General features: G+C 48.3%; 9 protein-coding genes. 6 read left to right on the plus strand and 3 right to left on the minus strand.

Features of this window, described 5'->3' with window-relative positions:
• The first annotated feature begins 356 nt into the window (after positions 1–356).
• The 6 genes from AC56KZ_RS18635 to AC56KZ_RS18660 all read left to right on the plus strand — a co-directional run bounded on the left by AC56KZ_RS18635 (position 357) and on the right by AC56KZ_RS18660 (position 10,163).
• Complete coding sequence (locus AC56KZ_RS18635) at positions 357–566, plus strand: hypothetical protein (RefSeq protein WP_497163675.1); 210 nt, start codon at positions 357–359, stop codon at positions 564–566.
• 994 nt (positions 567–1,560) lie between these two features.
• A complete protein-coding gene (locus AC56KZ_RS18640; RefSeq protein ID WP_497163676.1) occupies positions 1,561–2,136 on the plus strand; it encodes a sigma-70 family RNA polymerase sigma factor in 576 nt (191 codons plus the stop codon).
• Between the two features lie 1,884 nt (positions 2,137–4,020).
• Positions 4,021–4,689: a response regulator transcription factor gene (locus AC56KZ_RS18645; protein WP_497163677.1), complete on the plus strand. Its 669-nt coding sequence runs from the start codon at positions 4,021–4,023 to the stop codon at positions 4,687–4,689.
• A gap of 1,454 nt (positions 4,690–6,143) precedes the next feature.
• Positions 6,144–7,718, plus strand: coding sequence for a choice-of-anchor Q domain-containing protein (locus tag AC56KZ_RS18650; RefSeq protein ID WP_497163678.1), 1,575 nt, complete (start codon positions 6,144–6,146; stop codon positions 7,716–7,718).
• Between the two features lie 1,325 nt (positions 7,719–9,043).
• The gene (locus AC56KZ_RS18655; protein WP_497163679.1) at positions 9,044–9,625 is read left to right on the plus strand and encodes a sigma-70 family RNA polymerase sigma factor; all 582 of its coding nucleotides are present in this window, start codon (positions 9,044–9,046) and stop codon (positions 9,623–9,625) included.
• A gap of 166 nt (positions 9,626–9,791) precedes the next feature.
• A complete protein-coding gene (locus AC56KZ_RS18660; RefSeq protein ID WP_497163680.1) occupies positions 9,792–10,163 on the plus strand; it encodes a hypothetical protein in 372 nt (123 codons plus the stop codon).
• Positions 10,164–10,859: 696 nt separating this feature from the next.
• Here the strand turns inward: AC56KZ_RS18660 and AC56KZ_RS18665 are convergent.
• The 3 genes from AC56KZ_RS18665 to AC56KZ_RS18675 form a co-directional block, all read right to left on the minus strand.
• Entirely contained in the window at positions 10,860–11,894 is a 1,035-nt protein-coding gene (locus AC56KZ_RS18665; protein ID WP_497163681.1) for a GNAT family N-acetyltransferase, read from the minus strand.
• Between the two features lie 300 nt (positions 11,895–12,194).
• Complete coding sequence (locus AC56KZ_RS18670) at positions 12,195–12,941, minus strand: hypothetical protein (RefSeq protein WP_497163682.1); 747 nt, start codon at positions 12,939–12,941, stop codon at positions 12,195–12,197.
• Positions 12,942–13,042: 101 nt separating this feature from the next.
• A partial coding sequence (locus AC56KZ_RS18675) for a type II secretion system protein GspD (RefSeq protein WP_497163683.1) occupies positions 13,043–13,583 on the minus strand: 541 nt, incomplete at its 5' end.

The following is a 13,583-nucleotide window of genomic DNA, read 5'->3' on the forward strand; positions in this document are numbered from 1 at the left end:
TTCGCCGCACACTTGGCTAACTGTCGCGATGCTCATTGTTAGAAGCCAATTCTGTGCTGCGAAATCATGTGTGGCCGCCCTTCCGTGAGGAAATGATTGCGCAACGTTAATATTGCAAGCGCATGTCGTTATGCCAATATAACCGGTTGTATTAATTCGACTGTCTGCCCCCTTTCATAGCCACTACCCCTAGTTGTACACTGAGCGTTATCAATCCTTTGCGGAACATCAAGAAACATTGAATTATTGACTCGCGTTCACTTGAATTCGGATTAAGATTAAATGGTCTGAGTGCAGAAAGAGACTTCGAGGGTTTTCAATAACGCTCACTACCGCACTAGCGTTTAGGGGGTTACATGCCGCGTCTTACCTCACAACGGTTGATTTCCGAGATCACCATGGCTTTACCACTGCGAGGGGGGGCTGATTTCGATTGCCGCGTTCGCTATCTTCTTGAGCGACAACTCGTGCTCTTGGTGCGGGTTGCCAAAAGAGAACAGCTGGCGGACATTCAGAAGAAAGCCGATTCGGTGCTCGCCGCGCCGCCAACGATTAATCTTCACTAGTCGCAGATGACTCCTCGGCGCGTGCGATCGGTTTAGAATTCAGCATGAGGCCACCGAATTCTTATAAGCTGCCCATGGTCCTACCGTTTGGCCGCTTGAATTTGTCAAAACTCCGCGTCGGTGAATAGGGCGACCTGAGTATATCGGTTCAAAATTGGAGCCAACTGCTGGTTGGTATTTTTCGGCCGCACCGTATGTTAGCTTTACGTTGCAAATAAGACGATGAGAAGTTCGAAAGAATTTACCTACGACGTTTGGATCGTGGGATGAGTTGATAGTTCTAGACGGCTAAAATAATTGAACTGCTTTGATGGGTACTCTATTACGTGGCTTAGATTGCTATATAGCGTTATCGCTCGATCATCTTATTGGTTAATCATCACTTAGAAATACCTTTGCGTCAAACCCTGATCTTTTTTTAAATCGCTAAATTCACGGCCGGCCTGGGCGATAGAATCTTCCCCAACTGTAAATGTCGCCCGTTTTTTTGAAAGCAGTATTGTCGCCTTAGGTCCGGATATTAACTTTTCAACTTCGCAATCACTATGGAAATTACAGCTCAGTTAAAAAGTGTTTTTTTAGCACGTCCCGCGCAATGTTAGTCATAATCGGTAAAGAATTTCTATAGCGCGACATTCATAAAGGTTGTTATCTACTTTTAGGACGCTGTAAAAATATATGATTTTGGTGAAAAATTTGCTTATTAGGGGTTCGCTGATTGTGACTAACCGGATCTGACCAGTTTTCTTAAACGCACGTACAAGAAAATCGTTTGTACCGATCTGTGCCGAGTTTCTGCATCGATCTGCGGCGTGATATTCGCGCACCATTGCGTACGCGTATCCAGCGATATTCGAACGACGCGGAAGGTTGCACTTGTCAGTCGGGAACTAATTGCGCGTTCCTCTCGCGATGTTACGGCAACATTAGCGGGAGTTGCAACGTGTTATTGTTCCTGTAATTGCCGTCCGCATTTAACAGGACGAGGCTTGCGATGGATCCGAACCGTGACGGCGATAGATTGTTAGTTCATTTAGCACAGCAAGGGCAACGTCAGGCTTTCAACCTTTTGGTCGTGAAATATCGGCTGCGAATCGTGAGGGTCGTTTCGCGTCTTATGGCGAATCCGGCAGATGTCGAGGATATCGTTCAGGAAACATTTATCAAGGCCTTTCGTGCGGTAAATAGCTTCCGCGGCGATTCGGCGTTCTCAACGTGGCTTTATAGGATTGCCGTCAATGTAGCGAAATCGGGAATCAGACGAAACAGTTCGCGTTCCGCGATGCTGGTGTCATCCGATTTTGCTCCGGATTCCGCCGGCCTAACGCGAGATGTTCTTGTCGACGTAGAAACCCCAGAATCAATTTTTGAGCAAAAACAGCTTGAGGCGCTGTTGATTTCTAGCATCGATGCCCTTCCATATGAATTGCGGACTACCCTCGTTTTGCGGGAGTTAGAGGGCAAGAGTTACGAAGAAATTTCAGAAATTATGGCATGCCCGATAGGAACGGTACGGAGCCGAATTTTTCGGGCGCGTGAAATCATTTCACAGTTCATCTTCCGGGCATAGGACACCGTAGCTAACAGTTAAGTACCAAAAAAACTTTTTGAGCAATAGCCCCTCAAATTAGAAGAACACTCAAACGTGCGCGTATGACTGTCGCGCGGCTTACCCTAACAGAGCAGTCCTTTAGATTTTCGGGGCGGTGGCTGATACGTGTACTTGGGACAATTTGTCGGAACGTTGCGTTCTTAGACTTTTCGCTCATTGGGCGAGATTGTCAGAATTTTTGATCGGGTTGACAAGCGTTAATCAGCTATTTCGGATCGCTAATTTTTTTGCGACATTCAACAATCTTCAGTTATGGAAGCGTTGATCAATTGACCTTCCCAGCGCATTATCTTTCTTGCCGAAGCAACGGCATCGCATCGCGGGAAGAGTGTTATTCGGTCCCACTACAGCACGTTTTGTTACCGACTCGGCACAATTCTTGGCACCTTCCGGCGCTCAGGCCACACTTTGACTTTCATTGATCGTAATCGCCGCTCGCCACCAGATCGGCAAACGAACGGAGTAAACAGCTAAGTCGGGTTTTTCCTGGGTGGCGATAGCGCGTCTTCCGGTGACGAATCAGGTTCGTGATGCTGCGGAAAGGATCCATGGTCGTGGCTTAGCTTGCCTGCCTGCATCACATCTGAGACATTGCCAGCAGTTCAAATTTGGGTGCGGCACTTGGTCCGACCCGGCATCCATGCTGACATACCCTCTCATCCCGAAGTGATAGCCGTTATCTTTACCCGATTGGTGCATTTCCGGATCGCGGCCGCCGTCGCTGCCCTTTTTTGAAAGAGGCGCGGCTATCACGGTGATGTTGTCTTTACGAATCATCGAACGCATCCCGGCCGAGTGCGCATTGTTCGTCTCGAAAATCTGGCGCCTGGTGTTATTTGCTTAGAGCAAATGACGAAACTCGAACAGCGTCGTCGCATCCGGCGTCGACTCTCGGTTGAAGTCGACGTTAACAAAACAGCGAATCGGTTGCTCGTCGTCAATCGTATGTTCAATGCGACCATCCAGCAAGCCGAAGCACTGCTAGACCATGTACATGCAAGATATTTGCGCAAGCGCCATCGATAGACATTCAGGGCTGCCGGCTTGGGATGATGCGCTCGATCACCTTGTGCAGTTTGCCTTGAGGCGAAACGCTATCGATCTCGGCGAGAGAGCGCTCGTGTTGGGTACGCTCTTCATGGCGACGTATTCAAGGTCAAAAGAGGTTGTCTTGCTGGTCTTATGGGCACTGATGAAGGTGCGGCTATTGTCTCCGGTCTGGCGAGCCCACTAGACGGCAGGCCGGGAACGAGTCTGCGGTTTCTTACGCGTTAGGCATTGCTGCAGCGCAGTCACCGAACGAGCCAAAAGTCAAACCGTTCATGTCTTTGTAGCCATTGTCAGTACAAGCGAGGCTTGCGCATAAGGCGTATCTATGTTACCAATTCGGCGGTCTAGACTATATTCCAAAGTCATTTGCATGACAGAATTGACCATTCTGATTTCTTCTTCGCCGCCTTCAAAAATATCACATCGGCTAGACGAATAGGGCCGGTATTGCGCCGCAACTGATCTTTGGCTAAGTTGCTTCTTTTAAGAATCAGTTCAACATCCTGTTTGGGACTGAGTCTTTTGATGTAGCTCAAATAATATCACTGTAAACGATTGTCCTACGCGTGAAACTTGGTTAAGATTGTTACGAAACCGAATTACTTTAACTGGCGGGATTGAATTTGGGAAACCTTTTTCGTTAGAAATGTACGTTTTCGTGGGCGGTCAAGCGGCTTTCCATGTGCTTGTTAAACAGTTCCAGCTTGTAAGTTTACCTAACTCGCCCGACCGTAGCATGTAGCCGATAACATTTCGTGCGGTTCCTTAGCTGCCCGTACGAGCGGAGCATTAATGCGCGTTTTCATCTTTTCTCAAACGAGGCTGTTGGCTGAAGGAATTGCGCTCCTTCTGGCTGAGGAAAATTGTGAGTGCGAGACTTGGAATGACCTCGGCGTTCTCAAAGGCGAAAAAGCAATTCCAAAGTTTCGCCCCGGCGACGTATTGGTGTTGACACACCCAAGTTTCGGCTGTTCAATTGAATGTGCTCTTCAGGGACTTTCACTGATAAGTGAAGGAATGCCTGTCGTTGTGATAACTTGCGCCGAGGAGGTCAAGTCGCCGGCTCCTTTGTTTCGTAATTCCGTACACGGGGTTTTGACAAGAAGCTGCGGAGCCTCGGAGTTAATCGCAGCAATCAAAATGGCGTCCGTTAGAAAAATATATCTAACGCCCGGAATCGCTTTAGCACTGGTTACGAGTGTTGCTAAGCCACCGACCGTTGAGGTAGTACTTTCACCTCGTCAGAAGCAAGTAGTTTTTTTGATTGTCAAGGGTATGCATACTTGCCAGATAGCTAAGCACCTATCGATTAGCGAAAAGACTGTAAGTACACATATAAATAGGATCAAAGCTCGGCTAGGTCTCGGAAGTATCAGCGAAATCCTGCAATTCGCATTTGAGTACAATCTATTTACTCTCGAAAATGATAGGTTTGTTTGGAAACTGGGCAACAAGAATTGATTGGTGGGATATCTTATTTACTCTTATATCAGGTGCTTCGCGGGCGTGAATACGCGCGCTAATTCCAAATTCACCTTTTCCGAGCGCTCCCTTCACCGGGTCGTTAGTGAGTCTATTTCCGTTGTCCTCACTGTGTTGCTAGTATGGATTAGCCTGATCAAGGCGCATAACGTAGCATTTATCTTGTGAGTAATAACTAAAAGTTTCGATCACAACCAATATGTTTACGTTTATGACTTATTTGGAATTGTACCGTTCGTTATCTCACATTCAATATAAGGTCACGATACCTGGTGCGGGTAGTTCTAAGTCTAGTGGCGCTTGGGATGGACTCTTTAGCGAGCTCACGATAGATCTAACCAATTTCTGAAACGGGTCTTGACCGTGTTCTCGCTGCCGATAGATTGCAAGAGGAATTTCCTCAGACGTACTATCTCTGCCAGTTCAGCATGTGTCCATTCAATAAACGTAATGTAGTTTTCTGCCATATTTAAGGCCAGCTTCCATATTGGTAGAATTAAACGTTCCGACATGTGGTACTTTATCGAATACCTCTCGCCCAGCTTGGGTAACGACGATCGTGTCTGTTGCTTTATGTTTCAATGAAGATTTCATAAGTAGTTAGCGCGGGCGTAGCTTTTTTACCAGATCATCGAGTCCTATTTTCCGGACGTAGGGATCCCTGTAAGTTCGGTCGTATTCACTGCGTGCAACTTTCAAGGACTTTGTTTCACGGTTTTGTTTGACGTTTTCGAGAACTATATCTAGTGCTAACTGATCAGCAGCTCTACGACATTTCCTATCGCACAGAACTCGAAGTATAATTGCGTTGTGCACCCCGTTGTTAGTCATGAATGTCCACGCGTTGACGGCGCCGTGTTTATGGTCGAGGATTAGCCCGTAACGCACAGCTAGCTCAAGAGTCTTGTTGCAACGTCTGGTTATTTTCATCGCTAATTCTCCTACAGTATGCGGGTATTGCCGGTTAAGGCGGGAATTGCGGCCTCCAGGTGAATCGTTTTGGGTTAGTCTATCGACCAAATCGTATTTCAGCAAAAACTTTCGGTTAAAAGTTGATCGGTATCAAATTCACTGATACCCCGGGCGGACTCCCGAAGGTCAAATTTTAGAGGACGTGTGCTTTGGCTCGATTAGAAGCTTATCCTCAATTTACTTCAGTCGAAGAGACCGTTCGTAATTGGAACAGCGAGTGGCATATATGCTCAGGACAGAGTGATGTCGATTTGCCACTGGCTCTATATTGCGAAGTTGAGATTTAGAAAGATTTGTTGGCTTTTCGCGTTTCCGTATAGCAAAGTGTACAAGTTTGGATGCAATTCTGTAATTTTCCGTGGTTAAATAAATCATAGGGTAAACTTTTTTCGATGAAACGTTGAACTTTGGCAGTTGATTCCCGTCAAAGTTACTCCTGTTCACGATTAAAGGTATTCCCGTTGAAAACTTTTGTTCTCTCCAAGACGTCTATTGTGCTCGTCATCGCTGGATCTGTTTCACTGTTCAGCGCAAGCGCGAACGCATCATCTTTGTATGTCTCGACACAAGGCAAGGACACGAATTTGGGCACGTCAGGCAGCGCGCCACTTCGTACCATCCAACGCGCAGCTAACCTTGCTGTCCCCGGGACGACTGTGTATGTCGATCCCGGTTCGTACGTCGAGACCGTTACTTCTACCGTTAGCGGTACGGCAAGTGCGCGTATCCGTTTCGTTTCAACAAGCAAACACGGCGCTGTACTTAAGCCCGTTGCTGGGGCCTACACAATGTGGAGCGTCAGAGGCGGATATACGGATGTCGAGGGTTTCCAAGTCGACGGCGCCGGCAGTACAAGCGTACGTATCGGTATCGCAATGACCGGTGGCAATTCCTCTGTCAGGGGGAGTTGGATTCATCATGTTGCCACCGCATCTGGTTGTGATAACCGGGGCGGAGGCGGTATTGTCACCGACCAGAGTCGCGGTCAGGCGTACTCCAACTATAGCATCGTGGGTAACAAAGTCCATAATGTTGGCGGCGGTTGTGGATACATTCAGGGGATCTACCACAATTCGTCGGGAACGATTACGAACAACATCGTCTATGCAACCAGCCAAGGCATCAACTTAGGGCATGACGACAATAACACCCTAATCATGAACAATACACTGTTCGGAAACTCTGGATATGGTGTCAGGTACGGGGGCTGCAAGGAAGCCTATAACAATGGCTGCCCTACTCGCGGAATTAAAGTACACAACAACATCATCTACGCAAACGGTGGCGGCATTCAGGGTCCCATCACATCTGAGGACGTGGGCAACAGCGTGGCTAACAATCTGGTGTTTGCCAATCGCACTAACTTTGACATGGCCAGTCCAAGCAGCGCTACGAAGACCGGAATAATCGCGGCTGATCCGCTATTCGTTCGCTATATCGCTGGCGGAGGCGGCGACTATCGTTTGCAATCCACCTCTCCAGCCATTGCCCGTGGCCTGACCACCAATGCCCCATCTGTCGATATCGACGGTAATTCACGTGGCGCTAAAATTGACATGGGCGCTTACGAGACAGACGTGGGGGACGCAGGCACGGCAGTCCCTGTACCAGTACCCGCACCTGCACCAGCGCCCGGTATAGGCTGGACTGGGTGCGCGGGCGAAGGCGGTGTGTGTGTCGTTAGCGGAACGCGTGAAGTTCGGTACGGCGCAGGCACCAGTTTCGCGGCAAAAATGGTAACTGGGTCGATTGTTTGCTCTAATGCAGTATTTGGTGACCCGGCACCGAACGTCGTGAAGTCGTGCAGCTTTGCGAACACCAGCGTGGAACCGTCACCAGCACCTGCACCAGGTACTGCCTGGACCGAGTGCGCGCCCGAAGGCGGTATGTGTGCTTTTACTGGGACGCGTGAAGTGCGATATGGGGCAGCCACCAGCTTCGTTAGGAAAGTTGCAACTAGCTCGATTGCGTGCTCGAATGCAGTATTTGGCGACCCAGCTCCCAACGTCGTGAAGTCATGTAGTTTTGCGAACTAATGGCCTGAAGTCTGACAGTTTTTCAAACACATTCGTTGAGCCGCGATAGTAATCTCACGGCCTTCGAAAGGTCAGCGTCTGTATAGTGCCAGTCAGTTAAGCTGACTGGCATTTTTTTCAAGGGTGTTTGATTTTCACAGGATTAGCTTGTGCCGTTAGCCCTGCGGCGAAACCCTGTCGATCTCGCCGAGATAGCGGTAGTGTCGGGTCAGCTTCTTCTTGGCATGGTATCAAGGTCGGAAGGTTTCTCTGTGTGATCTGATGGGCACTGACGAACGTACCGCTATTGTTTCCGGTCAGGCACGCCCGCTAGACGGAAGGTCGGGAAGGAATCAGCGCTTCCTTAGGTCGTGGGAATTTCATACGACATCGGATTAGCTAGCGTGTTTGAATGTCGGTATCTATAAGTCGAAGGCGCAGAAATTTCCGATCTGCGGAAGCGCCAATTAGGGGTTGGCAATTGCGCCATGCTTTGCCAATTTACGCTTACGTTGTCTGCATGACGCGCACGCGATCAAAAAAGTAAACGCACGCTGTATTAAGCGGCGCTAATATTCGCCAATTGCCGCCTTCTTCCACCGACGGTGGACGCGCAGGCATTTATTTCAAAGCTACCTCAGTCGCCTTCCCTAAGATCCTCCGCATTCTTGGTTTTCTTGCCGAGCATGCCTGTTCTTTGCACGACCTTAACGCAAGCAGCAGCCACCTTACCCATATACCTACTGATTTGCGTAAGTGAATAGCTTCGGGCCGCTTTCAGATGGAGCCTGCGCCAAACGAACCGCTAGATGCACTGCCGCCGTGCTCGGAAGTCACTACTTAGACGCTCCTCCTGTCCAGTGAGTTTTCTTGACTAGCGCAGCGGTTTCCTGCACTGACCTCTTACGGCACTACCAGACATTGTCAATACTTGTTAACGTTCTTTCTATTCACAATTGTTTTCGATTTCCAGCTGAAATCTCACTGAATTTGATAGGCAAAACAGTAGGAAATCTCAACTCGTCTAAAAGCGAACACAGCGGTCGCGTCAGCAGTACCTGCACGGGAAGCGTCGGTTATTGATCTCGCACAATGCAACGCGATATTAGCCGCCATCAGAACTCGGAAGCGACCTATGATTAAAACATATGTGTTAGCGGTGTATCTCGGTAGCCGAACTAGCTGATATCAGAGGAAACCTGTTTGACTGTATGTACGCAGTTGCAATGGTCCCTGATTACATTTTCGCAAGTCTTATTTCTGCTCAACAGTTCCTCCTTACACGGGACAGCCTGACGTTTGGTTAAATCAACGGGATGTAACCGTCCTAACGGGAAAGGCCTGCGATGACTGAACGCGAACTTGACGAGCTTCTTATCGAACGTATCCGGTCCGGCGATAATAAAGCATTCGATTTGCTTTTTATAAAGTATCGCCGCAGGATAGTCCGTCTTGCGTTTCAGTTTGTAAATAATGACGAAGATGCGGAAGATATTGCTCAGGAGTCCTTTGCTCAGGCGTGCCGAGCAATTAGCGGCTTCCGCAATGAGTGTGCATTTTATACTTGGCTCTATCAGATTGCCGCGAACGCCGCAAGAAATTTCCTTGCCAAGGAGAGTAGGCGAATTCCGAGCACAAGAAAATTTAGGGAGTGTGCTGAGACGGAGAATGAATCGGATAGCTCGTACAGTTTGAGCACTCCTGAATCAGCGTTTGCGAACAACGAACTTAGGTCTTCGATCAAAATCGCGATGGATGGGCTCCCGCGACACATCCGGTTGCTGATTGACCTGCATGAATCCTACGATTTAAGCTACGATCAAATAGCGAAACTTGTTGACTGCCCTGTGGGAACAGTGCGAAGTAGAATTTTTAGGGGCCGTCGGATGATTCTCAATAGATTAAGATCGTTGCTTAATATAGAATGAGTGTTTCCATAAGTCATGCCAGTGATCTAATATTGCGGTTCCAGTTGACTGGAGCATTAACCCGTTAACTTGGAATTACCGCGTGACGAACTCCATAGTGTCAGACAGGGAACTCAACACATCTAGTTCCAGGCACAACTGACTGGTCGTAACAATCGACAACGATATGGAAAAATTAATCCGCTATTTCGTCACTGCCCGTTTTGGCGTTGGGAAGGTTGAGACTTCAATGCGCAGTAATGGGAGCGGCATGGTTGATCTCGTTCTCGAAAGCAAAGAGCTTTATCGCAAACGCACCTCGTGCTTTTATGCGTCAGCCGACGCAGTCGCTTCCCTGGGTTTGGGGAGACCCGACTTAGAATTTTGCCTGAGTAGAATCGCTATCTCACAATTTCAGCGCCAACTTGCTTCGGCTCAATCTCATCAGGAACAGGCAACACCACTAGATTTTTCGCTGCCCGCTTGGAATGGCGATCTCAGTGAAACGAAGCACCAGGGTAGGTTGACAGGAATGACGCGTCTGAAACGCCGAACTTGAAGTCAAACAAGCAGAGCGTGATTAATTAGTTTTTTCGGTATTCACCTCCGTTTTTGCTGATTTTGACGTGGTTGCAAGCAAAATCTTGGACGTCCACACACGTTCGTATATAAATCCGTCTATGTCTTTGCTATCGCCTTAAGCCGCCAGTTTTATGCTAGGTATGCGCTAGTAGATAAAACGAATGCAGTGTACATCACGATGTAGGTGGGATGTGGAGTCAAATCAAACGTAATTTGGTTGCCAGATTTTCGTGAACCCTTATTACCCCGACCGTGCCTGCTAATAACGGGCTGACCTATGTGTGCAATTGGGAATTACGGCTGATTGTGGACACCGCTGGTAAGGGCGTCTGCTAATCGATCACCCGCATTACGCCCCGTGTTCACCGAAGCGGTGTTGCGAGCCGATGCAAACACTGCATTGCCACTCACGCCTTACCTGGTAAGCTCACACGATTCTCCCGGCATTCGCTGATGCCTCAGTTTGAATTAATCATTGTTCGCAAGATATTTCAACTTTGTTTTTCTACAATTTGCCACTTCAGAAAGTCGGTATGCGAGAACAATGCTTCTGCAGCGAATTAAATGTGGCTATCACTCTCAGGCTTCGCTCTTTCATGTAGGGCGTAGAATTATAAAAAACGCCGAGCCGAGTTCCTGGGCCGCCAGCAGCCCGAGACGCGCGTCGTTATTTTTACTTGATGAGCGAAAGCATACATTGGCGAATTTCAAGTAGCCGGGACGTTGTTTTGGTCACATGGAAGTAGGGGATATTAACGCCTCCAAATGCGCGAAAGAAACTGTCGATTGATTTGATCATCGATCCGCAATGGTTGTAAGCATGGGCGACCTTTGCTGCATGTAATATTGCAGCCCATTGACAAAGTGTACTAGCACCCTTCTGGCGATAGAGCGGGTCCGTGCCCGACAATAAACCATATGCGCATTGGGCGTCCCAAACAAAATATTCGCCCGAGACCGGCGTCCCGTCCGCAGTAACGATACCAATGATTTTACGACAGCCTCGTTGGACGCAAGCATTGTCGAGCCGGCGGACCAGATCGTCTGGATAAGGTTGCGGCAGACCCTGCCTTGCGAAAGTTTTTTTGTTCAGTTCCAAGAATGCGTCTAGAGGCAAATTATCACACACTTGTAACTGATGCTCCTGTTCTGCCTTGGCAATCGCCCCTCTTACTCTGCTTCCGAGATTTGCCCACAATTGGGAGGTATTAGACAAATCGCGGAGTACATAGGTGTAGTAAGTGGTCTGCTGGAATCCATTCCAATAAAACGGTTGCCAATTTTTTAGACTACAATGCCACGTCTGCGCAAAGTGATGAAATGGTGGCAACTGATCGATAAGCTCTTGCATTAGCTCGCTATCGTTACTCAATCGTTTCGCCATTTTGCCACCGCAAGATCGAATCCAAGGGCCGAGGAACGGAGCTAATGGCGGTTGAGTGAGAATCTGCATACCATAACGGCGCCGGAGAACAAAAGGCATCGACGCTACGACTAGGCTTTTTCTCGTCACAAGCGCAACATCCCATCCTTGCGGGTCGACAGCCGCGTCGAGCCACCAGTCACGCGAAAAAAGCGGCACCGAATTTTCTTGCATGCATAATGTCCGATACTCATCCTTGGAAGTAACGCTACCTGCTTTAAGCACCTCGTCTGTCACGGAAGGGCTAAAGGGGTAAAGTGATACGTTTTTCGTTGGAATTTTCATCAGCTGTTGCCTCCGTTGTTTCAGCTGTAACGCAGGAATGTAACCAGGTTTCAATGAAACAGATAACGGCGAGCATGGTTGAACTTACGCTAGCTTGTTCACCGATATGCAGACCAAATTCCTATCGCGGACGTCGTGGTGAGTCCAGCGTAGGTCTGCATATGTTCCTACTATCGCCGTTACTGGATTCAAGATTAAACGCCAAGCGTTATCAGCGCCTCCGGCGATTAGCTAAGAGCCAAATCGCGACCGATCTTTGTAGCTATCCGCAGAATGGTAGAGATTTCGCCATCGTTTAGTTCAGACCAGCAAGTCTGTTTTTCTTTGAAGATCGGTCAAGTTATATTGATAGAGCGAACCCTGAGATTCTTGATTCCGAAACAAAGTGATAAACCCGTTGGCGGCCAAGCAGAGTCGGCACTTGTCATTTAAATACGCAATTACTGATTGGCTCTGGCTAAAATGATCTTTATTATTTTTTAAAAATGCTAGCAGTATGGTTTCTTGAAACGGATTAAACATGAATATTAAATTGTTGCCGGCGGGTAGACAAAAGTCAGCAGCGTTTTTATTAATAAATAATATATCATGGTCATGAAACCGTTTGCCAAATTTTACATTATTGTTGTTTGCCGTCTCCACTAATGGTCCTGAAAATTCTACACCGACAATTTTTTTAAATTTCTGCCTCGTCGCAGCATAAAAGCATGCTTTCCCCTTGCCAGAACCGAGATCAATAAAATTTTCAAATAAGATCCCAGTTTTTTTGGCTTCGTTCATCAATTTTCGAATCGAAGAGCATTTAACTGCCTGATAAGCTTTGGAATAGTGCGAAGCCGATGAATGGACTGTCTCAAGTTCGTGGCCCTCAATAAAGCCCCCACACCGCACTTTATAGCGTCGCTCAAATATTAGGTCTTCAATATGATCTAGTTTGTCTCCTGCTATAGCAAGAATTAAGCTGATTTTTATATGCAAAGGTTTTTTTAGCCATGCAGCCGTCCTGCTGCGTAATCTGTTGTAATTTTTCTCAAAGCGATTTTTCATTGCTGTCTCTCCATCATTTCCAGCTTAAATAGATGATTTTTTAATACGAAATGAGTTCTGTCTAAAAAGTTCCACGGGATGCTCTTTTATAAGCAAACAACCTAGTTCTTGGGAGTCGATCTACTGGTACTGCTTTTCGCGTGAGGTAGTGGCGGGACTCGATCTGTCTTTGGTGCGGTAGGACGGATTTGAGCAGGAGTGCCTGAACGAGTTATTGGCTGCGCCGGCGGCGGTACCGTGGCCAGGGTGCCGCCCGGAGGCGGCTGGCCATTCGTCAATGGTGGCAGTTCCGGCGATCCGATGTCGCGCACCAGGATGGTGTCGTCGACCGGACGCGTCGTATTGCCCAGCGCGCGCATGTATTCGTAGCGGTCGAGCGAGATGCTGTTGTTCTGCTCCTTGCTGCGCACCACCACCGGGCGCAGGAAGACCATCAGGTTGGTCTTGCTGCGGGTGCGGGTGCGGTATTTGAACAGGTTGCCCAGCACCGGGATATCGCCCAGGCCGCGCACTTTTTCCTGGCCATGGTTCTCGTTGTCGGAAATCAGGCCGCCGAGCACGATGATCTGGCCATCGTCGGCCAGGACATTGCTTTCGATCGCACGCACGGTGGTGACGATGCCCTCGGCCCGCACCACGGAA

Source organism: Telluria sp. LT2P34, assembly GCF_059685915.1.

What these genes read in the sequence shown, in the direction of transcription:
- AC56KZ_RS18635 (WP_497163675.1), top strand. Translation starts at nt 357, where the DNA reads ATGCCGCGTCTTACCTCACAACGGTTGATTTCCGAGATCACCATGGCT.
- AC56KZ_RS18640 (WP_497163676.1), top strand. Translation starts at nt 1,561, where the DNA reads ATGGATCCGAACCGTGACGGCGATAGATTGTTAGTTCATTTAGCACAG.
- AC56KZ_RS18645 (WP_497163677.1), top strand. Translation starts at nt 4,021, where the DNA reads ATGCGCGTTTTCATCTTTTCTCAAACGAGGCTGTTGGCTGAAGGAATT.
- AC56KZ_RS18655 (WP_497163679.1), top strand. Translation starts at nt 9,044, where the DNA reads ATGACTGAACGCGAACTTGACGAGCTTCTTATCGAACGTATCCGGTCC.
- AC56KZ_RS18660 (WP_497163680.1), top strand. Translation starts at nt 9,792, where the DNA reads ATGGAAAAATTAATCCGCTATTTCGTCACTGCCCGTTTTGGCGTTGGG.
- AC56KZ_RS18665 (WP_497163681.1), bottom strand. Translation starts at nt 11,894, where the DNA reads ATGAAAATTCCAACGAAAAACGTATCACTTTACCCCTTTAGCCCTTCC.
- AC56KZ_RS18670 (WP_497163682.1), bottom strand. Translation starts at nt 12,941, where the DNA reads ATGAAAAATCGCTTTGAGAAAAATTACAACAGATTACGCAGCAGGACG.